At 59.5% G+C, this 22,442-nt stretch carries 23 protein-coding genes; 11 read left to right on the top strand and 12 right to left on the bottom strand.

Translation table 11 applies throughout. The annotated features are described in order from the left end of the window. Window positions 1-16 precede the first annotated feature (16 nt). The 5 genes from CBW22_RS00860 to ampC form a co-directional block, all read right to left on the bottom strand. Entirely contained in the window at window positions 17-712 is a 696-nt protein-coding gene (locus CBW22_RS00860) for a class I SAM-dependent methyltransferase (protein ID WP_254919456.1), read from the bottom strand. Window positions 713-822: 110 nt separating this feature from the next. Beyond that, window positions 823-1,563 (bottom strand): DeoR/GlpR family DNA-binding transcription regulator, encoded by a 741-nt coding sequence (locus tag CBW22_RS00865; RefSeq protein WP_058769793.1) that lies wholly within the window; start codon window positions 1,561-1,563, stop codon window positions 823-825. Between the two features lie 41 nt (window positions 1,564-1,604). Continuing rightward, complete coding sequence (locus CBW22_RS00870; RefSeq protein WP_088515782.1) at window positions 1,605-2,867, bottom strand: DUF1479 domain-containing protein; 1,263 nt, start codon at window positions 2,865-2,867, stop codon at window positions 1,605-1,607. Between the two features lie 233 nt (window positions 2,868-3,100). Continuing rightward, on the bottom strand, window positions 3,101-3,550 hold the full coding sequence (locus CBW22_RS00875) for a GNAT family N-acetyltransferase (protein WP_021506057.1): 450 nt from the start codon (window positions 3,548-3,550) through the stop codon (window positions 3,101-3,103). After that, complete coding sequence (gene ampC / locus CBW22_RS00880) at window positions 3,547-4,677, bottom strand: class C beta-lactamase (RefSeq protein WP_088515783.1); 1,131 nt, start codon at window positions 4,675-4,677, stop codon at window positions 3,547-3,549. Before ampC ends, CBW22_RS00875 begins: the two co-directional genes overlap by 4 nt. 184 nt (window positions 4,678-4,861) lie before the next feature. Between ampC and CBW22_RS00885 the strand changes: the two genes are divergently transcribed. The 5 genes from CBW22_RS00885 to CBW22_RS00905 all read left to right on the top strand — a co-directional run bounded on the left by CBW22_RS00885 (window position 4,862) and on the right by CBW22_RS00905 (window position 10,075). Further along, window positions 4,862-6,616: a glycerol-3-phosphate dehydrogenase/oxidase gene (locus CBW22_RS00885; RefSeq protein WP_088515784.1), complete on the top strand. Its 1,755-nt coding sequence runs from the start codon at window positions 4,862-4,864 to the stop codon at window positions 6,614-6,616. Beyond that, entirely contained in the window at window positions 6,600-7,439 is an 840-nt protein-coding gene (locus CBW22_RS00890) for a class I fructose-bisphosphate aldolase (protein WP_088515785.1), read from the top strand. The genes CBW22_RS00885 and CBW22_RS00890 overlap by 17 nt, the downstream gene beginning before the upstream one ends. A 58-nt stretch (window positions 7,440-7,497) precedes the next feature. Continuing rightward, entirely contained in the window at window positions 7,498-8,985 is a 1,488-nt protein-coding gene (locus CBW22_RS00895; protein ID WP_088515786.1) for an FGGY-family carbohydrate kinase, read from the top strand. A gap of 95 nt (window positions 8,986-9,080) precedes the next feature. Next, window positions 9,081-9,563, top strand: coding sequence for a type II RES/Xre toxin-antitoxin system antitoxin (parS, locus tag CBW22_RS00900; protein WP_021506062.1), 483 nt, complete (start codon window positions 9,081-9,083; stop codon window positions 9,561-9,563). Further along, window positions 9,563-10,075, top strand: coding sequence for an RES family NAD+ phosphorylase (locus CBW22_RS00905; protein WP_088515787.1), 513 nt, complete (start codon window positions 9,563-9,565; stop codon window positions 10,073-10,075). Before parS ends, CBW22_RS00905 begins: the two co-directional genes overlap by 1 nt. Window positions 10,076-10,095: 20 nt before the next feature. Here the strand turns inward: CBW22_RS00905 and CBW22_RS00910 are convergent, their stop codons facing one another. Continuing rightward, window positions 10,096-11,355 carry an acid phosphatase gene (locus CBW22_RS00910; RefSeq protein WP_088515788.1) on the bottom strand — a complete coding sequence of 420 codons (1,260 nt, stop codon included), beginning with the start codon at window positions 11,353-11,355 and terminating at the stop codon, window positions 10,096-10,098. Window positions 11,356-11,430: 75 nt separating this feature from the next. Beyond that, entirely contained in the window at window positions 11,431-11,673 is a 243-nt protein-coding gene (locus CBW22_RS00915; RefSeq protein WP_369974293.1) for a hypothetical protein, read from the bottom strand. A 248-nt stretch (window positions 11,674-11,921) separates the two neighbouring features. Here CBW22_RS00915 and hpxO point away from each other — a divergent pair, with 248 nt between their 5' ends. Next, window positions 11,922-13,079, top strand: coding sequence for an FAD-dependent urate hydroxylase HpxO (gene hpxO / locus CBW22_RS00920; protein WP_088515789.1), 1,158 nt, complete (start codon window positions 11,922-11,924; stop codon window positions 13,077-13,079). Window positions 13,080-13,130: 51 nt separating this feature from the next. Here hpxO and dcp read toward each other — a convergent pair whose 3' ends face one another. Next, a complete protein-coding gene (dcp, locus tag CBW22_RS00925; RefSeq protein ID WP_088515790.1) occupies window positions 13,131-15,182 on the bottom strand; it encodes a peptidyl-dipeptidase Dcp in 2,052 nt (683 codons plus the stop codon). Window positions 15,183-15,232: 50 nt separating this feature from the next. After that, the gene (gene guaD / locus CBW22_RS00930; protein WP_088515791.1) at window positions 15,233-16,591 is read right to left on the bottom strand and encodes a guanine deaminase; all 1,359 of its coding nucleotides are present in this window, start codon (window positions 16,589-16,591) and stop codon (window positions 15,233-15,235) included. A gap of 373 nt (window positions 16,592-16,964) precedes the next feature. Here guaD and ydfG point away from each other — a divergent pair, with 373 nt between their 5' ends. After that, window positions 16,965-17,711 carry a bifunctional NADP-dependent 3-hydroxy acid dehydrogenase/3-hydroxypropionate dehydrogenase YdfG gene (gene ydfG, locus CBW22_RS00935; RefSeq protein WP_010618462.1) on the top strand — a complete coding sequence of 249 codons (747 nt, stop codon included), beginning with the start codon at window positions 16,965-16,967 and terminating at the stop codon, window positions 17,709-17,711. A gap of 45 nt (window positions 17,712-17,756) precedes the next feature. Here ydfG and CBW22_RS00940 read toward each other — a convergent pair whose 3' ends face one another. Next, complete coding sequence (locus tag CBW22_RS00940) at window positions 17,757-18,083, bottom strand: YnfA family protein (RefSeq protein WP_031279118.1); 327 nt, start codon at window positions 18,081-18,083, stop codon at window positions 17,757-17,759. Window positions 18,084-18,216: 133 nt separating this feature from the next. Here CBW22_RS00940 and CBW22_RS00945 point away from each other — a divergent pair, with 133 nt between their 5' ends. Both CBW22_RS00945 and CBW22_RS00950 read left to right on the top strand, forming a co-directional pair. Then, window positions 18,217-18,552 (top strand): DUF1283 family protein, encoded by a 336-nt coding sequence (locus CBW22_RS00945; protein ID WP_058758533.1) that lies wholly within the window; start codon window positions 18,217-18,219, stop codon window positions 18,550-18,552. 52 nt (window positions 18,553-18,604) lie between these two features. Beyond that, complete coding sequence (locus CBW22_RS00950; RefSeq protein WP_058769782.1) at window positions 18,605-18,901, top strand: DUF1161 domain-containing protein; 297 nt, start codon at window positions 18,605-18,607, stop codon at window positions 18,899-18,901. 31 nt (window positions 18,902-18,932) lie between these two features. Here the strand turns inward: CBW22_RS00950 and CBW22_RS00955 are convergent, their stop codons facing one another. Beyond that, window positions 18,933-20,393 (bottom strand): MDR family MFS transporter, encoded by a 1,461-nt coding sequence (locus CBW22_RS00955; RefSeq protein WP_058769781.1) that lies wholly within the window; start codon window positions 20,391-20,393, stop codon window positions 18,933-18,935. A gap of 119 nt (window positions 20,394-20,512) precedes the next feature. After that, the gene (locus tag CBW22_RS25875; RefSeq protein WP_141097281.1) at window positions 20,513-20,758 is read right to left on the bottom strand and encodes a hypothetical protein; all 246 of its coding nucleotides are present in this window, start codon (window positions 20,756-20,758) and stop codon (window positions 20,513-20,515) included. A gap of 17 nt (window positions 20,759-20,775) precedes the next feature. On the opposite strand from CBW22_RS25875, the gene CBW22_RS00960 reads away from it, so the two are divergent. Continuing rightward, complete coding sequence (locus CBW22_RS00960; RefSeq protein WP_021506071.1) at window positions 20,776-21,492, top strand: ABC transporter permease; 717 nt, start codon at window positions 20,776-20,778, stop codon at window positions 21,490-21,492. A 16-nt stretch (window positions 21,493-21,508) separates the two neighbouring features. Further along, window positions 21,509-22,435 (top strand): glycine betaine ABC transporter substrate-binding protein, encoded by a 927-nt coding sequence (locus CBW22_RS00965; protein ID WP_088515792.1) that lies wholly within the window; start codon window positions 21,509-21,511, stop codon window positions 22,433-22,435. The last annotated feature ends 7 nt before the right edge of the window (window positions 22,436-22,442 follow it).

Below are 22,442 nucleotides of genomic sequence, written 5' to 3' on the forward strand. Positions count from 1 at the left end.
AACCTTATTAAGCGGTTTAGCGCTTGCGCGCCGTCCAGCCATGTATCAGCAGCGACTGAAAGAAGCGCTGCGGCGGCGTGAACCCGGCCTGCGCCATCAGCGCTTCGGTCTGGGCTGCAGGCAGCAACAGCAGCCGCTGCGTCAGCATCTGCTTCATCTCATCCAGATTTTGCGCCCTGCCGCTGGCGCTCTCATGCATGGTTTTCCAGAACAGCAGTTGTTCATCAAAGCCGGTATCCTGCACATCGCCGGCAATTTCTGCCGTCACTAAGTGTCCGCCCGGTTTCAGCTGCTGCTGCATCTGCTGATAAATACCCGCCCGCTGCGGATGCTGGATAAAATGCGTCACCAGCAGGCAAAGCACCACATCGTAATTGGCGGTAACCGGCACGTCGTTAAGGTAGCCCTGATGCAGCTGGCAGCGCGCCCGTATCCCGGCGGCGGTGAGTTTTTCTGTGCAGACCGCCAGCATGTCCGGTGAAGGATCGACACCGGTAAACTGCCATTCCGGGTGCTGCTGCGCCAGCCGGATAATTTCGCTGCCGGTCCCGACGCCCACACACAGCACCCGCGCCTGCGGCGGCGCGTTGTCCAGCACCAGTGAAATCAGCAGATGCAGATTATCGGCGATTGGCTGATGTTTGCCGTTATACGCGTCGTACTGCCGCGCAAACTCTTCGTTGAAGATATCGTTGGTATTTTGCGTCATCATTGTCCCGATCGGTTGTCATCATGTAACTTTATTTATTACATGAATAGTGCGTCGATGCAATCAATGGCTGATAACGCTAAGCCTGAGGGAGAGATTGAACGCAATAAAGGTTAAACCAGACTGAGCTGCAGCGACTGCGCGCGCAGCTGCTGCTGCCAGCCTGCGGCGAGTTCCGCGTCGGTAATCACCTGCTTAAACGGCTGAAGCGGCGCCAGCGCATAGGGATGAATCTGACCAAATTTGGAGGAGTCGGTGAGCGCGACGGTGTGGGTAGGCTTTTCCATGATGGCGTTTACCACATCGCAGCGCAGCATGTCGCGGCTGGTGAAACCGGTCGCCTCATCCCAGCCGTCAATGCCAATAAACGCTTTATGGAAGTTGAGATGCTGAATGCACAGCCGCGTTAACGGCCCGACCACTGACTCACTGCTTTTCTGAAACAGCCCGCCGAGGATAATCACATCGCCGCCCTGCTCACGCAGCAGTCCGGCGATGTAATGGCTGACGGTGATGATGGTGATGTCCTGCCGATGGCTGAGCTCTCGCGCCAGCAGCGCATTGGTGCTGCCGCCTTCAATAAACACCGTTTCGCCGGGATTAACCAGCCCGGCGGCGTACTCCGCCAGGCGTTTTTTCACCGCAAAGCGGGTTTGCATGCGCGCGCCTACGTCATCACTTTCCGGCGCCACGGCGGAACCGTGCACGCGGCGCAGAAAGCCGCCCTTCTCCAGCAGGTTCAAATCCTGGCGCACCGTCACCTCCGAAACGCCGGTGGTTTGCGCCAGTTCATTGACGCTGACGCTGCCGCGCTCGCTGACCAGTTGAATAATGTGCTGATGACGTGCGTTCATAGAGCCTGCTGTAAAAAAGTTTTTGCCCAGCTTAGCAGAAATCACGCTAATCCCAGACTGCGCCGGCCGTTTTCATTCAGATCCTGCGGCGTAAAACGGCCGCGCCAGCTGGCTTCGTAATCCTCTTTGGGGAAATCGCCCGGTGAGACACCGGTCGCCAGCGCCTGCGCCACCTGCTGCGCATAGTCGGCGTTTTTATCGCACATCGGCGCGGCGGGAATGTACATCACGTTGCCCCAGCCCTGCTGATTTTCTACCGGCGCCACCGCATGAATCACGTCGCAGTGCCACCACACCGAATCGCCCGCCTGCAGCGCCGGGATCGAACACAGGCCGGCGATTAATTCCGGATGCCAGCGCTCTGATACCGGCAGCACTTTGCCCGGCGCCACGCCGCACAGCTCCTCTTCCGGCACATCTTTCAGTAACGGACGCAGCAGCAGATAAGCCATGGCTTCCGGCACCGGCACCACGTGCAGCAGTCCCTGACCGGGCTGCATATCAGAGAGTGCGGTCCAGCCCTGGAAAGTGCGGAACACCGAACATTTGGTGGTGGTGCCAGACTGATACTCCTGCACGGCCGTGCGGTGCGCCGCATCCCACGGATCGTACTGATCGAACTGGTTAGAAAAGATCTTGCTAAACACCTGCTGATAGGCCGGCAACAGCCAGCGCTCCAGCGCGCCGGAATCGGTGTGCGCGCCCAGCCCTTTGGAGGTGGTACCCGGCAGCCGGCGCCGGATGCGATCCGGATAGATGATGCTCACGTCCGGATCAAACCAGCGCGTACCGGCGGATTCGAATTTCCACAGGCGATTGAGGAACGCCTGGGTTTGCGCCATGGCCTCGCTCTGGCGGGCCGACATCTGCGCATCGCTCCAGTAGATGGGATAGATCTCAGGCCGCGAGGCATCGAGATTGCCAAAGAAGTTGTCACCCGGCCCCTGATAGACGCGGTCAAAATCATTGTCGTCGAGGTAGTTGAGCATGTCAGCATCCCACGCCAGCGCCTGCTCGCGGCTGAAGGTTTGCTTCACCACTACGCAGCCGCGGCGGCGGATGTGATTTTTGGTCTGTTCGCTGATGCGGCCAGCGGCCAGATCCGCGAAGCTGACCTGCGGCCACGCCGTTCCGTGCTGCTTCTCTTCGGCGCGCGCGGCCGCGATTTCACTGACAATCTTACTTCTGACCTGCTCAAACAGGCCTTCGACATCGCCAATCTGTGCTCTGAGCGCCTGCTTCATCAGGCGCACATGCTGTTTAAAATCGTCGGGTTGTTGTTCTGAGGTAAAAGTGGTGTTCATCTCGCACTCCGTCTGTTTACGCTTAAGCTTCATTCGAAAGACATTACATATTCATTCATAACACCAGGCGAACAAAAAGACAGCACTCAGGCAAAAAATAGCGAGCATGGTCACAGTTATTTAACTGAGGGAATTTCGTTTGAAAGGGATCAGGGAGCGAAACGGTGAGATGAATAACGCAAGCGCGCCTGGATCAGGCACGCTGGGCTGCCCTCCATGGTAGCCCAGGAAAATTAAGGCTGATCGAATAAATGACGGTACTGCACAAAGTCGGTTTGTTGCGCCAGGCGATCGTACAGCGCCCGCGCGTGGCTATTAGACGCCTGCGTCAGCCAGTAAACGCGCGAACAGCCGAGCTTCTCTGCCTGTTCATAGACCGCCAGAATCAGCGCCTTGCCAGCACCCAGACCGCGCGCGGCTTCGCTGACGTAGAGGTCCTGCAAATAGCAGTAGTCGCCCTGAGTCCAGGTTGAGCGATGGGTAAGAAAATGCACCAGCCCGACCATCGCGCCGTCCTGCTCGGCCACCAGACAGTGCATGGGTTCCGCGCGGGACAGCAAGCGGCGGAAGCTCTCGCCGGTAGTGTTATCGTCAATGGTGGTCTGATAAAAGCGCTGATAGCCCTGCCACAGCGCCAGCCACGGCATGAAATCTTCTGCGCGCAGCGCTCTGATGGTGATCATTCGCCCGTCCCGATGTTGCTGATGATTTTTTCCGCAGCCACCACCCGATCGTCATTCGGGAACCACTTATTTGCCAGCATAATCAGCGCAACCCGCTGCGACGGAATAAAGACCGCATAGGTGGCGAATCCGTTGGTGGAGCCGGTTTTGTTGTACCACGCCTGCTGCGGCGCAGCCTGCGGCGGCGTAATCCGCGTGGCTTTCATGCCCTTCATGATGCGCGCGCCGCTGTTGCCGTCCACCAGCTGCTGCGTGGTCACCGGCAGCGGGTAATATTCCCACATCATCGCCTGAGTAAAAGCGGTCTCGGTGTGGTAATAGCCCTGATGCGTCGCGGCCACCGCCTGTTGCCATGCGGGCGCGACCGGCTGTTGCTGCAGCTGAATGGCCAGCCAGCGAATCAGATCGGCAGAGGTGGATTTCAGGCCATAGGATTCCGCATCCAGCGGGCCTGGCGTGACCCGCACCGGGCGATCCTGCTTGTTATAACCCTGGGCGTAGCGCCCCATCTGTGATGCAGGCACCTGCACATAGCTGTGCGTCATGCCCATCGCCGGCAGCAGCTGCTTTTCCATCGCGCTGATGAACGGCTGATGCAGACTTTTAGCCGCAATCATGCCGAGCATACCGATACCGAGGTTGGAATAAACGCGCACCGTGCCCGGCTGGGCCTCTGGCTGCCACTGTTTGTACCAGCGCATCAGCTCGCGGGTATTGGTCACGTCATCCGGTACGAACAGCGGCGTGCCGCTGGTGTGCGTCGCCAGATTCAGCAGCGAGACGCGATCAAAAGCGCTGCCTTTCAGTTCCGGCAGCCACTGGCTGGCCGCGTCGCTGAAATTCAGTTTGTTCTGCTGCGCCGCATAGCTGGCTAAGGTGGCGGTAAACGTTTTACTCAGCGAACCGATTTCAAACAGCGTCTGCTCGTTGATCGGCTGTCCGCTCTCTTTCGATGCCACGCCGTAGTTATAAAATTCGGTTTTGCCGTCGTGCAGAATCGCCACCGCCATACCGGGGATCTGATACTGCTGCATCAGCGGTTTGATGATGCTGTCTGGCGATGTCGTTGCCAGCGCACTGCCGCTGACTAGCAGCGCGAGTGCGCTTAATCGGGCCCATGAAAACATGAAAATTCCTTTTCCTGCAGGTTAACCATGATGTCTGACCGGCAGTATATCGTTACCCCTGCCAGGCTTCCCGACAATTCTCATTGGTAGTGAACAAAATCACATCCTTTATGACCTGATTTGCCGTTTGCTGCGCCCGCTCCTATACCTTTGACAAGTAAGCGTTCATCGCAAGGAGCTGACAATGGAACAGGTTTTGACCCGCGAACAACGGCTTAGCCGCCTGCGCGCGCGCAGTTCGCTGCCGGTGCTGATCGTCGGCGGCGGCATCAACGGCATCAGTACTTTTCGTGAGCTGGCATTACAGGGCATTCCTGCGGTGCTGGTGGAGAAAGGTGACTGGTGCCAGGCGGCCAGCGGCGCGCTGTCGCGCATGATCCACGGCGGCCTGCGCTATCTGGAAACCGGCGAGTTTGGCCTGGTGAAGGAGTCGGTGATGGAGCGCGATCGCCTGCTGAAAAACGCCGCGCACTATGTGTTTCCGCTGCGCACCACCGTACCGATCGATAATCTCGGCGGTGGACTGGTTAACGCCACGCGACGTTTCCTGCGCCTGAGCGATAAGCCCACCCGGCGCGGCGCGCTGCTGATCAAAACCGGCCTGAGCCTGTACGACCTCTACACACGACAGTATGGCGCTATGCCGCGCCACCAGCTGCGTAACGAAGCCGCCACGCGCGATCGCTGGCCTGGCTTCGCGCCCTGGGTGAAATACAGCGCCAGCTACTACGATGCGTGGATCAGCGCGCCGGAGCGACTCGGGTTTGAGCTGATTGAAGATGCGGAACGCGCCTGCCCGGAGGCGCTGGCGCTCAATTATCTGCGGGTGGTCAGCGCCAGCGACGAGACGGTGCTGCTGGAAGATACGCTGAGCGGTGAGCGCTTTAGCCTGCAGCCGCACGTGCTGGTGAATGCCGGCGGCGCGTGGATCGACCAGCTGAATCAGCAGCTGGCCGTGCATTCGCAGCCGACCAGACTGATAGGCGGCACCAAAGGGTCGCATCTGATCCTCGATCATCCCCAGCTGTTACAGATGCTGGACGGTGAAATGGTCTATTTCGAAAATCAGGAAGGCCGGGTGTGCATCATGTTTCCCTGGTTCGGCAAAGTGCTGGTGGGCTCCACCGATATCCGCGTTGATGACCCTGAGGGCGTGGTGTGCGAAGCCGAAGAGCAGGCTTACATTCTTGAGTCGCTGCGCTTTGTATTTCCTGACATTGTGGTGCCAGCTTCCGCAGTGGTTTACACCTTCTGCGGCGTGCGCCCGCTGCCGGCCAGCGAGGCCAAAGTGAATGGCCAGATTTCACGTAACCATTCGCTGGTGCTGCTGCCGCCTGACCACGCGCGTGCCTGGAGCACGCTGTGTCTGGTCGGCGGTAAATGGACCACCTTCCGCCGCTTCGGGGAAGAGGCCGCCGACCGCGTGTTGCGCCTGCTGGGAGAAAAGCGTCGCGTCTCCAGCAGCGACCTGCCGATTGGCGGCGGCCGGGATTTTCCGGCGCCGTCCGCCCAGCCCGCCTGGCTCAGTGCGCTGGCGCAGCACTATGACATTCCGCTGGCACGCGTGACGCAACTGGCGAAACGCTACGGTAGCCGGGCCCTGCCGCTGCTGCAGCAGATTCAGCAGCACGGCGAACAGCCGCTGCAGCATCATGCCGGTTACAGCGCCACCGAACTGCGCTATCTGATTGAGCATGAACAGGTGTGCCAGCTGGAAGATGTGCTGGTGCGCCGCACGTCACTGGCTATCTGCGGTGAATTAACGCCGCCGCTCATGCAGGAAATTTCGCAGCTGCTGGCCGACTCGCTCGGCTGGCAGGACAGCCAGCGCGCTGAACATCTGCAGCGCACCGCAATCAGCCTGGCGCAGCGCCATGGGCTGCACGCGCTCGCATCCGCGTTTTCACAGGAGGAAATTCAGGATGTCACTCACCCCTAAAGTTCGCCTCAACCGGTTATTTCACCACGGCAAGTGCCTGGATGTGGCGATCGATCACGGCATCGCCAACGAGCCCGATTTTCTGCTGGGGCTGGAAGATATTGAAAGCGTGATGCGCAACCTGATTGCCGCACAGCCGGATGCGATCCAGGTCAATTATGGTCAGGCCGATCTGCTGCAGTGCGTTGCCGGGCGCAAACCGGCGCTGGTGATGCGCACCGACGTCGGCAATGCCTATAACGCGGCGCGCCACCGCGAGATGTGGGCGGTGCTGCACAATCCGGAGGCACCGATTCTTGCCGCGCTGCAGATGGATGCCGCCGCGGTGGTGGTCAATCTCTATCAGATCCCGGATGAACCGGGCATTTTTCGCATGTGCGTGGAGAACATTGGCCGCCTGCGCCAGGCCTGCGATCGCTATGCCATGCCGCTGATGGTGGAGCCGCTGGTGATGGCCCCCGCCGGCCAGGGCGCGGCGTACGGCTCGCTCGGTGACGTCAGACAAATCGTGCCGCTGGTGCGGCTGGCGCGGGAGCTGGGCGCCGACATCATTAAAGCCGACCCCACGGATAACGTAGAGGATTTCCATCGTGTGGTGGAGGCGGCGCGCTGTCCGACGCTGGTGCGCGGCGGCGGCAAAGGGGAACTGGGCGCGGTGCTGGCGAAAAGCGCCGCGCTGATGGCGCAGGGTGCCAGCGGCATGGTGTATGGCCGCAACGTTTATCAACATGATAATCCGTCACGCGTGGTCAGCGCGCTGATGGCGATTATTCATCAGGGTGTCAGCGGCTCGGATGCGCTGGACATCTACCAGCAGGGTTAAGCGTGACCTGCACCGGCGCTTAAGCGGTGCGCCGTCTTCGCCTGAAACGGAGTCGGATATGAGCCAGATTCTCGGCATCGATGCCGGAAACACCATGATCAAAGCGGTACTGTTTGACCTGAGCGGCCGCGTACTGTCGGTAGCGGAGTGCGCCGGCGAAACGCATCAGCCGCAGGAAGGCTATGCTGAACGGCCAGTTGAAGATATCTGGCGCGGCGTCAGCAGCGCGGTAAGTCGCTGCCTGCAGCAAGCCGGCACGCGCGGCAGCGAAGTGATTGCCGTCGGGGCCGCCGGACACGGCAACGGGTTGTATGCGCTGGATCGTCAGCAGCGTCCTCTGTTTGGCATCCAGTCGATTGATCATCGCGCCAGCGCCACGGTACAGGCGCTGGAATCCAGCGGTGCGGCGCAGCAGATTTACGCGCTGTCGTTGCAAAAACCGTGGCCCGCCGCAACACCGGTGCTGATCAGCTGGATACGTCAGCATCAGCCGGAACGCTGGGCGCAGATCGGCCATCTGCTGTGTGCCAAAGATGTCATCGCCCATTTTCTGTGCGGCAACGTCAGCGCGGACTATTCGGATGCCGCCGGTGCCGGGCTGATTGATTATCGCCAGCGCGGCTACAGTCGTGAATTGCTGGCGTTATATGGCATCGAAGAGGCGCTCACCCTGCTGCCACCGCTGCGTGAATCCTGCGAGGTCACCGGCGTGGTCTCGGCCCGCGCGGCACAGCTCACCGGTTTACCGGCCGGCATCCCGGTGGTGGCCGGCATGTTTGACGTGGTTGCCAGCGCGGTCGGCTCGGGCGTAGTGAACTGCGGTGAGGCCTCCATTGTCGCCGGTACCTGGAGCATCAATCAGGTGGTGGTCGACAAACCTGATTATTTGCGCCCGGTGTTTATGAATTCGATCATCGAACGCGATCGCTACATGGCGATCGAGGCCAGCGCCACTTCTGCCGCCAATCTTGACTGGTTCCTGCGTGAATTTGATGATGGCCGCGCTGGCCAGGGCGCGGCGCGCAGCAGCGACAGCGTGGCACAGGTCAGGCCTGACGCGCAGCTGCCGCTGTATCACCCTTACCTCTATTCAGGGCGGAAAGCCGAACCCGCCAAAGCTGGCTTTTACGGCCTCGGCGGCTGGCATACGCGCGCTGACATGCTGTTTGCCCTGTTTGAAGGCGTGACCTTTGCCCACCGGGCGCACATTGACCGGCTGCGCGCGGCCGGCATTACGGTCAACCAGGCCACGCTCTCCGGCGGCGCGACGCGCAGCAGTGTCTGGCCGCAAATGTTTGCGGATGTGCTGGGGATGCCGATTCGCGTCGCAACCTGCCACGAAACCGGGGCGCTGGGTGCGGCCCTGTGTGCGGGCGTGGGCGTGGGTCAGTGGCCGAATCTGGCTGCCGCTGTGCAACAGGCGGTTACCCTTGTGCCGGAGGCGCTGCAGCCCCGCGCGGCGCGCTTCGCGTTCCATGACACCCGCTACCGGCTGTTTAAAAAACTTGAGCTGGCGATGAGCGACATCTGGCGCACCGCCAGTTAATGGCGGTGCGGCGTGAACAAACCATGACACCGGCGGGCAAATGCTGTACACTTGATGCATAAAAATGTTCACATGAACATTATCAGGAGGTTGTGATGTCCACCGCATCGGCTTTTAATCCCACCAGCGGATCGCGCATCTTTGATCCGTCGCTGATTCAGCACGCCCGCCCCTCTTTTATGGATCAGATGGGGCTGCCGCGTAACCGGCTTAAGGCGCATAAGTTGATCACCGACGGCATGGATGTCGGCATTGTCGAACGCGCCGCCACAATTCTGAAAGCGACGCCGATCGACATCGCACAAATGGTCTCGATTGACCGCAATACCTACCGGCGCCGCGAGAAGTCCGGATCGCAGCTCTCGGTCGAACAGGGCGCACGCATCTATCAGGTGTTTGAAGTGCTGGATGCGGTGATCCAGCTGTTCGCTGGCGATCCGGAAGTGGCGATGCACTGGATGTATCAGCCCGCGCTGGCGCTCGACAACGCGCAGCCGATTAACATGCTCAGTACGCCCGCCGGCTGCGATGCGGTGCTGACGCTGATTGGCCGCCTGGAGCACGGAGTGATTGTCTGATGACACGACGGAAGGATCCGGCCACACCCGTCAGGGTGTTCTATCGAATTGTCAAAGCGGAGTACGCCAGCCAGGCGTTTAACGGTGCTGGCGCAGAAAAATGGGGTGGCCGCTGGAATCCGCCCGGGATGAAAGCGGTTTACCTCAGCAGCTCTAAAGCGCTGGCGACGCTGGAACTGGTGGTGCACGCCGGAAAAACGCTGCTGGAGCAAAGCCGCTTTGTGGTGTTTACCGTGGCGGTACCGGAATCCGACATCATCGCCCTCGACAGCAGTAAACTGCCGGCCGGCTGGGAAAAATATCAGCAGCAGGAGGAGACGCAGGCCATCGGCGCGGCGTTTCTCGATCCGCACAACGGCTTTCCCCTGCTGATGACGGTACCCAGCATCCTCACCGGAGAAGATAATGCGCTGTTTAACCCCGATCATCCGGGCGCGGCCGCGCTGATTGCCACAGCGACCTCCGCTCCCTTCGCCATCGATCGCCGCATCAAAGACGATCCGGCGGGCTGAACCCTCGCCCCGCCACCGCCTCAGCGCCCAGCGGTTGCCCGGGCGTAAGCGGCGTTCAAGTCCACCCGCTGCCAGAACGACTGCTGCGCATTGCCTGAAAGCGGATAGCCATCGGGCAGCGCCGTTTCGCTCATCAGCCGGCGAATCTGTGCGTTGCTCAACTGCGGCAACGCTGTTTTCAGTAGCACTTCTGCGCCCTGTGGCACCTGCAGCGGGACAGATTTCGTGCTGTCTTTTGGCAGGTTATAACTCATGGTGAAGCGGTAAAACGCCTGCATCGCCGGCGCAGCGTAGGGATCGTCCCGTCCAGTGCTGCGTGCACACTGCGCCAGCGTGGTGCCGCACTCCTTCTCCAGTGCACTGCGCAACTGCGCGCGCGCCTGCCGGAACAGCATCTGATATTGCCCATCATTGAGATAGTGCGCGACGTTACGCTCAGCCACCATGCGTGAACCGATCACATCCAGCGGATAGTGCACGCCCAGCACCAGCCGCGAATAGCCGTAGCGCGCGCCACGCGTCAGCAGGGCGTTGAAGCGCTCGGGCACCATTTCCGCCAGCAACAGCGCATCGGTGTAGCCGGTATTGGTATGACCGCTGGGGAATGAGCCGCCGTCGGCGGTATAGCGCTGATTATCGTTGATGACCACGTCATCTGGCACCAGGTGAATAGTGTTTCCCGGCTGCAGGAACGGTCGCGGATAGTTGAAATGTTTTTTTGCCGCACTGGTACTGACTTCACTGGCTTTGATCAACGCCGCAGCTTGCGCAATTTCCCCCTTGTCGTAAGCGGCAAGAAACGCCTTACCAAGGCGCGGTCCCAGCGCATCGGCGAGGAAGTAAAGCGAGCTGATGGCTTCCGCATCCGCCAGCGCCTGCCGCCGCACTGGCGCGGTGGCGTTCAGATTGATGGCGGTAACAGTGGCGCGGCTGGCATCCAGCACCGCCGGCGGCAGCGCGCTGAAACTTGCCAGCAGTGCGATGCCGGCCTGCTGGTTTTCTTTAATCCTGAAGTCATAGCCGCTGGCCTTCAACCAGGCAACATCCGCGCGGCTGGCGTTTTGCTTCGCCTGTTCCAGCTGCGCACGCGTCAGTTTGGGGTTATCACCCTGCAGATAGCGCCGCTCAGCCTCCAGCGCCTGCCGGGCCAGCGCGCTATAGGCAGGAGAAGCACCGGGGGCGGTCGCTGCGGCCAGCGTCGCCGCCTGAGAGAGAGAAACAGCATGTGCCGGCTGTGCCAGCAGGAGTACCATTGCCAGCAGTGTGAAGCGGGTTTTCATTATTTTCCCCTGTTATCAGAACATTACCTTGCCGGGGAAATACGCTAGCACCCTGTTATGACAGTTTTATTTCATTCAGCGGCACTGGCTGGCACAGTTTTGTACGCAAATCTGCGCCAGCGAGCCACAGCCACCGCCGTTGTCATTCTTGCACTGCGATTGCTGCACGTAACAATTCTGCTGACAGGAAGAGACATCACACTTCGCTGCTACCGGCGTGAGCTGCGGCAAATCCCCTTTTCTCTCTGGCTGCCACGGTGTTTGCGCCGCTGCGCTCAGGCTGCCCAGCAGCCATAACATCATTATCCACTTCATCATTCAGTCCTCGCAGGATGGATGTAGAGAGTATGAACGCTGGCCGGATGATTGCCAGCGTGAAACCTTTGGTTCACCTTCCGCCTGATGATGCCCTGTTAAGGTGCAGCATCTGCGCCCATTGCTGAAGCAGCGTCTGACCCAACCAAAACATAAGTCATTATTTTCAATACTTTAAGTCGCCATCACTCTGGCCCCGCAAGATGGTACAAAAGTTGCAGGGCTTAGGGTGCACAGTAAAGGAGACGGTAATGAAAGCGATTGTGATTGGAGCGGGTATCGGCGGCATGAGCGCGGCGCTGGCGCTGGAAAAAGCGGGTTTCAGCACCGCAGTGTATGAAGCGGTGAAAGAGATGAAACCGGTCGGCGCGGCTATCTCTATCTGGCCTAACGGCGTGAAGTGCCTCAATGCGCTGGGTCTCAAGGCACAGCTGCGCGCGCTCGGCGGCAATATGGCGTTTATGGCTTACAACGATGGCCACAGCGGCAGCACCCTGACCCGCTTCAGTTTGTCACCGCTGGTGCAGCAGGTTGGCGAATACCCTTATCCGGTTGCACGCGCAGAGTTACAGGCGCTGCTGATCGACAGCTACGGCCGCGAACGCATCCGCTTTGGCAAACGCGTTGTGCGGGTGGAGCAGCATGCCAGCGGCGTGACCGCCTGGTTTGATGACGGCAGCCAGGCTGAAGGGGATTTTATGGTGGCCGCCGACGGCACCCACTCGGTGATTCGTCATCACGTGCTGGGCGAACACGTCGAGCGCCGCTACGCAGGCTACGTCAACTGGAATGGCCTGGTCACTATCGATGAAAGCATCGCGCCCGCCGATCAGTGGACCACGTTTGTCGGGGAGGGCAAGCGCGTCTCGCTGATGCCGGTGAGCGGTAACCGCTTCTACTTTTTCTTTGATGTCCCGCTGCCGAAAGGGCTGGCGCAGGATCGCGCAACGGTGAAAGACGATCTGCGCGGCTATTTTGCCGGCTGGGCCGAACAGGTCCAGCGGCTGATCGCCAGCATTGACGCACAAACCACCAATCGCGTGGAGATTCATGATATCGAACCCTTCAGCCGCTTTGTCAGAGGACGTGTGGCGCTGCTGGGGGATGCGGCACACAGCACTACGCCGGATATCGGTCAGGGCGGCTGTGCGGCAATGGAAGATGCGGTGGTACTGGCGCAAACCCTGACCGCCCACTCCCTGGGCATTGAGGACGGGCTGCTGCGCTATGAAGCGCGGCGCGTGGCGCGCACCCGTGATTTGGTGCTGAAAGCGCGCAAGCGTTGTGATGTCACCCACGCCAAAGATGCGGCGGTCACCGCGGAATGGTATGCCGGACTGAAAGAGGAAACCGGCGAGCGCGTGCTGGCCGGCATGTGTGACACCATTGAAGGCGGTCCGCTGGGATAAGCGTGCAGGCCAGCCAGCTGCAGCGCTGGCTGGCCCTTCGGTTACGGCGCGTTACGCCTCGTCGAGGCCGCGGTGTTTCAGCATCGGCCCGATGTCCGGCGCTTTACCGCGCCAGGCCAGCCACAGATGCTGCAGATCGCTGCTGTTACCGCGCGACAGAATCTGCTCACGGAAGCGCTGACCATTTTCGCGCGTCAGACCGCCCCGCTCGACAAACGCCTGATAACCATCGTCGGCCAGCATCTGCGTCCAGATATAGGCGTAATACCCGGCCGCATAGCCGCCACCCCAGATATGACGGAAGTAGCTGGAGCGATAGCGCGGCGGCACGGCACTCAGGGCAATATTCTCCGCCGCCAGCGCCTGCTGCTCAAAATGGCTGACATCCTGCGGATTATCGTGCGGTGACAGCGAGTGCCACTGCAAATCAAGCAGTGCCGCCGCCAGCAGTTCGGTCATGTCATAGCCTTTGTTGAATTTCGCGGCGCGCACCATTTTGTCGCGCAGCGCAGCGGGCATCGCTTCACCGGTCTGATAATGACGTGCATAGTGGGCAAACACCTGATCCTGACTGGCCCAGTGTTCGTTGATTTGCGACGGAAACTCGACAAAATCACGCGGTGTGGCGGTGCCGGACAGGCTGGCATAGCGCTGGGTGGCGAACAGGCCGTGCAGCGTGTGGCCAAACTCATGGAACAGCGTGATCACCTCATCCCAGCTGAGCAGTGCCGGCTGACCGGGCTGCGGCTTGCTGTAATTGCAGACGTTGTAAATCACCGGCCGGCTTTCCAGCAGCGTCGACTGGTCGACGAAATTGCCCATCCATGCGCCACCGCTCTTGTTATCCCGTGTGAAGAGGTCGGTGTAGAACAGCGCTAACGGTGCATCGTCGGCATCGAAAATCTCATAAACGTTGACGTCCGGATGGTAGACCGGCAGATCGTGGCGCTGTTCAAAGCGAATGCCATACAGCTGGCTGGCACACCAGAACACGCCCTTTTCCAGCACAGTGTTGAGCTCAAAATAGGGACGGATTTGCCCTTCGTCCAGCGCGTATTGCGCGGTGCGTACCTGCTCCGCGTAGTAATTCCAGTCCCAGGCGCGCAGCGGGAAGCTGTGGTTTTGTTCGGCGATCAGCTGCTGAATATCCGCCGCTTCACGCCCGGCGCGCGCCGTCGCGGCGGGCACGATGTTGCGCATAAAGGACTGGGCGGCTTCCGGCGTTTTCGCCATCTGATCCTGCAGGCTCCATGCTGCGAAGCTGTCGAAGCCCAGCAGACTGGCCTGCTGCGCACGCAGTTGCGCCATGCGCGATACGATGGCGCGCGTGTCGTTGTCGTCACCCTGCTCGCTGCGCGTCAGCGCCTGCTGAAACAGCGCTTCGCGCGTGGCGCGCACCGTCAGCGACTGCAGTACCGGCTGTTGGGTGGTATTTTGCAGAGGGATTAGCCATGCGTCGTGCAGCCCGCGCGCCCCGGCGGCATCTTTCGCCTGTGCCAGCGCCGCCGGCGACAGGCCGTCCAGCGCCGCCGCGCTGCTGACGGTATAAGCCGCGGCGTTAGTTGCCGCCAGCAGCCGGTTACCGAAACGCGTGCCCAGACTGGCCAGCTCCTGATTACAGGCGCGCAGTTGCGCTTTATCGCGCTCACTCAGGCTGGCGCCGGCCAGCTGAAAGCGTTGCCAGGTGACTTCCACCAGACGCATCGCTTCGGCATCCGGGCACTGCGAACCGCGCTGCTGATACACGCTGTCGAGCCGCGCAAACAGCGCCGGGTTAAGGTAGATTTCGTCATTGAGCGCCGTCAGCTGCGGGGTGCTCAGCTCGTCAACCTGCTGGAGCCGCTCGCTGGTATTGGCTGAGGTCATCGCGGCAAAAACGGGATACACCCGGTTTAGCAGACTACCGCTGCGCTCCAGCGCTTCATAGGTATTGGCAAAGGTTGCCGGCTCGGGGTTGCTGGCAATGGCCGCCACTTCCTGGCGCTTTTCGGCGATTCCGGCTTCCAGCGCCGGCAGGAAATGCGCTTCGTCGATCAGATCAAACGGCGGTGCATGGTACGGCAACGGACTGACGTTAAAAAACGGATTGGCACGTGAAGTCATTATCGCTCCTGATAATCAGCAACGCCGCAGCCACCTGCGGCGGGATGCTTTTATCCTGGCAGTTTCGTCGCCTGGCAACAACCTTGCGCGTGCGTATGGCTTTCCCGCTGCCATACGCACTTACCGTTGACCCAGGTTTGCGCGATGTTACGGTCATCACCCAGCGTCATCAGGACAAACAAACGCTGATGGATATCGTCGCTGTTGGCCATGCGCAGCTGCTGCAGCGGTGATACGGCAGGATCGATCACCACAAAATCCGCCTCTTTACCGGGGTTGAAGTTGCCGATTTTGTCATCAAGATCCAGCGCATGAGCGCCGCCCAGCGTGGCGTGGTAAATCGCTTCTGCGGCGCTGAGTTTGTACTGCTGCAACTGCCCCACTTTATAGGCTTCACCCAGCGTCTGCAGCATATTGAAGGTGGTGCCGGCGCCGACATCGGTGCCCATGCCCATGCGCACGCGCTGCTGCCAGCGGCGTTTAAGATTGAACAGTCCGCTGCCAAGGAACAGGTTGGAGGTCGGACAGAAGGCCATCGCCGAGTCGGTGTCGTGCAGGCACTGCCATTCGCGATCCTCAAGATGCAGGCAGTGAGCAAATACGCTGCGTTTGCCGGTGAGCTGATGCTGGTGATACACATCAAGATAGCCATCATGGGCGGGAAACAGCGTTTTTACCCAGGCGATCTCCTGCTGATTTTCGCTGAGATGGGTATGCAGCCAGGTGTCGGGAAACTCGTTTTTCAGCTGCTGCACTTTCTCCAGCAACTGCGGCGATGAGGTCGGCGCAAAGCGCGGCGTCAGCGCATAACCGAGACGCCCGCGCTGGTGCCAGCGCTGAATCAGCTCACGCGTCTGCTGATAACTTTGCGCCGGCGTTTCGGTCAGTTCCGGCGGTGCGTGGCGATCCATCATTACCTTGCCGGCAATCAGCCGCATCTCCAGCTGTTCGGCGGCGCTAAACAGCGCGTCTACCGATTGCGGATGCACCGTACCAAACACCAGCGCAGTCGTGGTGCCATTGGCCAGCAGCTGTTGCAGGAAAAACGCTGACATGCGCGTCGCGTGCGCCGCACAGTGGTACTGGCTCTCGACCGGAAAAGTGTACTGATTGAGCCACTCCAGCAGCTGTTCACCGAATGCGCCGATCATTTCGGTCTGCGGATAATGAATATGGGTATCCACAAACCCCGGCAGGATCAGCTTGCCGCGCAGATCGATCACCTGCATTGATTCAAGGTGATGATGTGCCGGCTGCCAGCGCTCCAGACTCACCACTTTGCCGTCGCGCAGCGTCAGCAGACCATCTTCAATATAGCGTGCCTGGTCGGCGAGGCCATCGGGCTGGTCGGCCAGCGCGGGAAAATCAAAAAAACTGGCGCGCAGACGGGTTACAACAGAGTCAGACATGGCGCTTCCTTCAGGGTGTAATGCAGGTTTCAGATAGATATAGCAAAGACATTGCAAACAGCATGCCAGGCAAGCGAACCCGATAATCACTTTAAATTCAGATAAATACACAATTTCAGCGCGATTATCGTCGCAAAAATTACAGGCAATCGTATGCGTAACCGATTGCCTGTTCGTGGTATTGCCTTTGCGCATTGTGCTGGCGTTTTACGCCGGGAAAAGGTGCCTGATCGGGCACGCTCATGGTGCAGGGTTGCACCGCAAACGTGCAGGAAAGATTCTGCAACACGCCGCTCACGCTTTTCATGAGCGCCGCTGCGGGGTTAATGCTAAGGTGTGGCAGAGAACCTGAAATCGTATAAGGAACAGTGAGATGATTATTTTTGTTACCGGTGCTACTGCCGGTTTTGGTCAAAGTATCACCCGCCGCTTCATTGCTACAGGTCACAAAGTGATCGCCAGCGGACGCCGTGCTGAGCGTTTGCAGGAATTAAAACAGGAACTGGGCGACAACCTGTATACCGTGCAGCTGGATGTGCGTAACCGCGCGGCTATCGAAGAAGCCATCGCCGCCCTGCCCGCCGAATGGCGTGATATCGATGTGCTGGTGAACAATGCCGGGCTGGCGCTGGGCGTCGAACCGGCGCATAAAGCCAGCGTTGAAGACTGGGAAAATATGATCGACACCAACAACAAAGGGCTGGTGTATATGACGCGCGCCGTGCTGCCTGCCATGGTAGAGCGCAACGTCGGTCACATCGTCAATATTGGCTCGATAGCCGGCAGCTGGCCGTACGCCGGCGGCAACGTGTACGGGGCAACCAAGGCGTTTGTGCGCCAGTTCAGCCTCAATCTGCGCACCGACCTGCACGGCACCGCGCTGCGCGTCACCGATATCGAGCCTGGCCTGGTGGGCGGCACCGAGTTCTCGAACGTGCGCTTCAAAGGTGACGATGGCCGCGCAGATGCAGTGTATGAAGGCACCACCGCGCTGACGGCGGAAGACGTGACGGAAGCGGTCTATTGGGTGACCACGCTGCCGAAGCACGTCAACATCAACACGCTGGAAATCATGCCGGTGACGCAAACCACCGCCGGACTGAAAGTGTTTAAAGGATAAGCAAGCTTAGCGTGGCGGCCCGTCGGGTCGCCCTGCGCGCCCGGTTCAGGCCTTGCCCCAGCCGATAACGATAATCAGCATGCCGCTGAACGCCACCAGCGCACCGACCCAATCCCACGCACTCAGTTTGACGCCATCGACCAGCCGCAGCCAGATCAGCGCCGTTAACACATACACGCCGCCATAAGCCGCATATACCCGGCCGCTGGCTGCCGGATGCAGGGTCAGCAGCCAGACAAACAGCGCCAGGCTGGCTGCGGCCGGTAATAATAGCCAGGCGCTCATGCCGCGCTTCAGCCACAGCCACGGCAGAAAACAGCCGGTGATCTCGGCAATCGCAGTGATAAAAAACAGCAGCGCGGTTTTCACCAGCATACAAAGTCTCTCTGATAGTTAAACAAACCGCTCACCGCTGGTGAGCAAAGAAGCAGCGATGATATACTGGCAGACAGTGTTGTGACAGCCGCCCTGCGCGCTGTGCTGGAGTTAACGAAAGGAAATGACGATGAAAAAACTGTTTTCCGCCCTGCTGGCTACCACGCTGACCGCCAGCGTAATGCTGACTGCACCGCTGGCTGTCGCTAAGACGGATCGCCTGATTATTGAAGATGGCAACAACGCGGCCAGCAACGAGGCGGCGCGTCAGAGCAAAGAGCAGTGGAACGATACGCGCAACCTGCGTAACAAGGTGAATACCCGCGTGGAGAAAGAGTTCGACAAGGCAGACCGGGCCTTTGATACCCGCGACGCCTGCGAAAAAAGCTACAACGTTAATGCGTACTGGGAACCGAACACCCTGCGCTGCCTCGATCGCCGCACCGGCCGTCCGCTGGCGCCGTAATGCGCGCCAGCTGCTATAGTTTTCACGGGAATGACGCAACAAGGAGTGAGTGATGAAAAAACGTAATGCAGTTGTGTTGCTAATGGCGCTGGCGTTACCGCTGGCGGTACAGGCGTCCTGCGAAAGCGTGCGCGCCGACATCAGCAAAAAGATCATCAACAATGGCGTGGCGGAATCGGATTTTACGCTGGATATCGTGCCGAACGATCAGGTTGATCAGGCAGGCGGTCAGGTCGTTGGCCACTGTGAAAACGACACGCAGAAAATCGTTTACAAGAAAAACGGTCGCGATGCGGATAGCAGCGTGCCGGACAGCGCGGGCAGCTCGCAGGATGCTCCCGCACAGTAATCCCTTCGGGCGGCTGGTCGGCCGCCCTGCTTTATTCCGCTTCCGGCCGCTGACGCGGCATCAGCCACGCAATCCACAACGTCAGCAGCGCAATCAGCAATGCCACCACAAATACCCAGTGCAGCGAACTGGCAATCTGTCCGGTCCAGAAGTGTAACTGCTCCTGCGGCAGCGCCTGACGGCTCTCCGGGGCCATAATTTTCTGCATCGGATCGCTGGCCTGCGGCAGCCGCAGCGACAGGTTAAGGTTGAGCACCGCGCCCATTATCGCGGTGCCGATGGCTGAACCCAGCATGCGGCTGAACATGATCGAGGCGGTGCAGATGCCGCGAATTTCATAGTGCGCATGATTTTGTACCGACACCAGAAAGGTGGTGCTGGTCATGCCCATCCCGGTGCCAATAACAAACGCCGTCAGCCCGGCCTGCATGATGCTGCTGTCGGCGCGCAGCAGCAGTAACAGCGCGCTGCCGGCGATCAGTAAAAACGCGCCGAGCTGCGCGGTAAAGCGATACGAGGTGATCAGCATCAGGCGCCCGCTGAGCGTACTGGCCAGCGGCCAGCCAATCGACATCATCGCCAGCGCGCTGCCCGCCTGCAGCGGCGTGCCGCCAGTAATGCCCTGAATCCACGTCGGCAGAAACGCGCTAATGCCCATCATGGTGGCCCCGATAATCAGGTTCCCGGCATTACCGGCCACAATCAGGCGGCTGCGCCACAGCGCCAGCGGAAACAGCGGCGCATCGGCGCGCTGCTCGTGATGTTTCAGCCGCCAGCCGGCCAGCAGCGCCAGCGCCAGGAACGGCACCAGCCAGAAACCCAGCGCTTCCGCCTGTAACAGCGCCACCAGCAGTGCGGTGACGCTGATCATCAACCAGCAGCTGCCGGTCAGATTTAGCGTTGCGCCCTGATGCTGTTCGCGCGCCGGCAGAAAACGCGCCAGCAGCAGCATGGAGAGCAGACCAATCGGCACGTTTACCCAGAAAATCACCGACCAGTTAAAGTGCTGAACCAGCCAGGCACCGCTCAGCGGACCGATGACGGCCGCGACGCCCCAGACGCTGGAGAGCCAGCCCTGCACGCTGGCGCGCTCGCGCGGTGAGTAAATGTCCGCCACGATGGTGGTAGTCAGCGGCATGATCGCCCCGGCACCCAGGCCCTGAAAGGCACGAAACACAATCAGCCACGTCATACTATGGGCAAAACCGCACAGCACCGAGCCCAGCAAAAACAGCGTTACGCCGATGAAAAATAATCGTTTGCGGCCCCAGATATCCGCCAGTCTGCCGTACAACGGGACGCTTACCGCCTGCGTCAGCAGATAAATAGAAAACACCCAGCCAAACTGCGCGAAACCGCCAAGATCGGCAATGATGGTTGGCATGGCCGTGGCCACAATCGTGACCTCAATGGCAGCCATAAACATCGCCAGCATGCAGGCAATCAGAATCCAGTGGCGATGTTCCGTTTGTAATTGTGCGCTTTCAGTCATACGTCTCCCTTTTTCTTACAAGGCTAGTCGAAATTTCGCCGACTCAGTTTCCTCTGCGTGCGCCTGTTTGTGACAATGTCACCTATCTTGATGAAAATTTTTTATTGTCGAGCGACACCTTATTTCATGCGGGTTTCGCTTAGTTTTACCACTTTTGTATCTACCTGATTTTGCCGTGAAAACTGGCAATGATCATCAAGCGTTGCTATAGCTCTAAAGGCAGTTTCTGGTTTTTCACTGTGAAAAAGCCGGGAAACAGTCATTTTAACTGCAATTTGACAGCGTGCTGGATTTTCGTCTGTGTATTGCACCGCATAACGCCGGTACGCTGAAAATAACGTCATAAAATCAATCGATTTTTTCAATCAGGGAGACGCACGCTATGCACAATGCATCGCTCGCCCGACGTGCCGGGCTGGCACTGCTCGCCATCGTGGTGGTGATAGCCCTGCTGGTGTGGGGATTAGGGCTGGATACGCTGCGCGACCGCAAGGTGGATTTACTTTACCTTGGGCAGCAGCACCTGTACTTAGTGTTCTGGTCGATGTTATGCGCTTTACTGGTTGGCATCCCGAGCGGGATTTTGCTCAGCCGTCCCTTCGCACGTCGCTGGGCTGAATATGTGATGCAAATCTTCAACGTCGGTAACACGCTGCCACCGCTGGCTGTGCTGGCGCTGGCGATGGTGATTGTCGGCATTGGCGATCGCCCGGCGCTGATCGCCTTGTTCCTCGCCTCGCTGCTGCCGATTGTGCGCAACACCTATGCCGGTCTGAGCGCGGTGCCGCCGTCGCTGATTGAAGCCGCCAACGGTATTGGCATGACCAAACTGCAGCGGCTGCGCCGGGTTGAACTGCCGAATGCGCTGCCGGTGATCCTCGCCGGGGTGCGCATCGCGACCGCGATTAACGTCGGCACCGCGCCGCTGGCCTTTTTAATTGGTGCCAGCAGCTACGGCGAGCTGATCTTCCCTGGTATTTATCTCAACGACTTCCCGACGCTGATCCTCGGCGCAGTGGCCACCGCCCTGTTTGCCCTGATCCTCGACATGCTGCTGGCAGCATTGGGACGCGTCCTCAGCCCGCACTCTGCGGCTTAACCCGGAGCATGTAATCATGGCCACTGCTAATCTGCTGGCGCGCTGGGTCAAACGCACCGCGCTGGCCCTGACCGCCACCTTAACCCTCAGTCACGGCGCGCTCGCCGCCACGCCCATCGTAATGGCGACCAAAAGCTTTACCGAGCAGCATATCCTGTCTGCCATGACGGTGATGTGGCTGCAAAAGAAAGGTTTTCAGGTCATCCCGAAAACCAACATCGCCACCACCATCGGGCGCAACGCGATGATCAACAAGCAGATTGATATGACGTGGGAATATACCGGCACCTCGCTGATTATTTTTAACCATATCAACAAGCCGATGTCGTCTGAAGAGGCGTACAAAACCGTTAAACAGCTGGACGCGAAGCTGGGACTGGTGTGGCTCAATCCTGCCCCGATGAATAACACCTACGCGTTTGCCATGCAGCGCCAGCGCGCTGAGGCGGAAGGCATCAGCACCATGTCGCAGCTGGTGGCGAAGCTGGAACAGGTGCGCAACACCGATCCGGATCACAACTGGAAACTCGGTCTCGATCTGGAATTTGCCGGCCGCTCGGATGGTCTGAAACCGCTGCAGAAAGCCTACAACATGCCGCTGGATCGCCCGCAGATTCGTCAGATGGACCCCGGCCTGGTGTATAACGCGGTGCGCGACGGCTTTGTCGATGCCGGACTGATCTACACCACCGATGGCCGGGTAAAAGGCTTTGATTTGAAAGTACTGGAGGATGATAAGCACTTCTTCCCAAGTTACAACGTCACGCCGGTAGTGCGTCAGGATGTGCTGGAAAGCCATCCCGGCCTTGAGGCCGCGCTGAATGCGCTGTCGCCGCTGATCACCGATGAAGCCATCACCGAGATGAACAAGCGCGTCGATATCGATCACCAGTCGCCGCAGCAGGTGGCGCGTGATTTCCTCAAATCCAAAAACATGCTGTAAGGAGGCG

Origin of the sequence: Pantoea sp. VS1 (genome assembly GCF_002207995.1) — a bacterium.
Lineage (GTDB): Bacteria > Pseudomonadota > Gammaproteobacteria > Enterobacterales > Enterobacteriaceae > Pantoea > Pantoea dispersa.

Bases quoted from the DNA above. Each gene is read 5' to 3' on its own strand.
- ampC (WP_088515783.1), bottom strand. From the start codon at position 4,677: ATGTTTTCATGGGCCCGATTAAGCGCACTCGCGCTGCTAGTCAGCGGC.
- CBW22_RS00965 (WP_088515792.1), top strand. From the start codon at position 21,509: ATGGCCACTGCTAATCTGCTGGCGCGCTGGGTCAAACGCACCGCGCTG.
- CBW22_RS00960 (WP_021506071.1), top strand. From the start codon at position 20,776: ATGCACAATGCATCGCTCGCCCGACGTGCCGGGCTGGCACTGCTCGCC.
- CBW22_RS00870 (WP_088515782.1), bottom strand. From the start codon at position 2,867: ATGAACACCACTTTTACCTCAGAACAACAACCCGACGATTTTAAACAG.
- CBW22_RS00910 (WP_088515788.1), bottom strand. From the start codon at position 11,355: ATGAAAACCCGCTTCACACTGCTGGCAATGGTACTCCTGCTGGCACAG.
- CBW22_RS00905 (WP_088515787.1), top strand. From the start codon at position 9,563: ATGACACGACGGAAGGATCCGGCCACACCCGTCAGGGTGTTCTATCGA.
- CBW22_RS00915 (WP_369974293.1), bottom strand. From the start codon at position 11,673: ATGATGAAGTGGATAATGATGTTATGGCTGCTGGGCAGCCTGAGCGCA.
- CBW22_RS00950 (WP_058769782.1), top strand. From the start codon at position 18,605: ATGAAAAAACGTAATGCAGTTGTGTTGCTAATGGCGCTGGCGTTACCG.
- hpxO (WP_088515789.1), top strand. From the start codon at position 11,922: ATGAAAGCGATTGTGATTGGAGCGGGTATCGGCGGCATGAGCGCGGCG.
- CBW22_RS00955 (WP_058769781.1), bottom strand. From the start codon at position 20,393: ATGACTGAAAGCGCACAATTACAAACGGAACATCGCCACTGGATTCTG.
- ydfG (WP_010618462.1), top strand. From the start codon at position 16,965: ATGATTATTTTTGTTACCGGTGCTACTGCCGGTTTTGGTCAAAGTATC.
- dcp (WP_088515790.1), bottom strand. From the start codon at position 15,182: ATGACTTCACGTGCCAATCCGTTTTTTAACGTCAGTCCGTTGCCGTAC.
- parS (WP_021506062.1), top strand. From the start codon at position 9,081: ATGTCCACCGCATCGGCTTTTAATCCCACCAGCGGATCGCGCATCTTT.
- CBW22_RS00860 (WP_254919456.1), bottom strand. From the start codon at position 712: ATGATGACGCAAAATACCAACGATATCTTCAACGAAGAGTTTGCGCGG.
- CBW22_RS00875 (WP_021506057.1), bottom strand. From the start codon at position 3,550: ATGATCACCATCAGAGCGCTGCGCGCAGAAGATTTCATGCCGTGGCTG.
- CBW22_RS00865 (WP_058769793.1), bottom strand. From the start codon at position 1,563: ATGAACGCACGTCATCAGCACATTATTCAACTGGTCAGCGAGCGCGGC.
- CBW22_RS00895 (WP_088515786.1), top strand. From the start codon at position 7,498: ATGAGCCAGATTCTCGGCATCGATGCCGGAAACACCATGATCAAAGCG.
- CBW22_RS00885 (WP_088515784.1), top strand. From the start codon at position 4,862: ATGGAACAGGTTTTGACCCGCGAACAACGGCTTAGCCGCCTGCGCGCG.
- CBW22_RS00890 (WP_088515785.1), top strand. From the start codon at position 6,600: ATGTCACTCACCCCTAAAGTTCGCCTCAACCGGTTATTTCACCACGGC.
- CBW22_RS00945 (WP_058758533.1), top strand. From the start codon at position 18,217: ATGAAAAAACTGTTTTCCGCCCTGCTGGCTACCACGCTGACCGCCAGC.
- guaD (WP_088515791.1), bottom strand. From the start codon at position 16,591: ATGTCTGACTCTGTTGTAACCCGTCTGCGCGCCAGTTTTTTTGATTTT.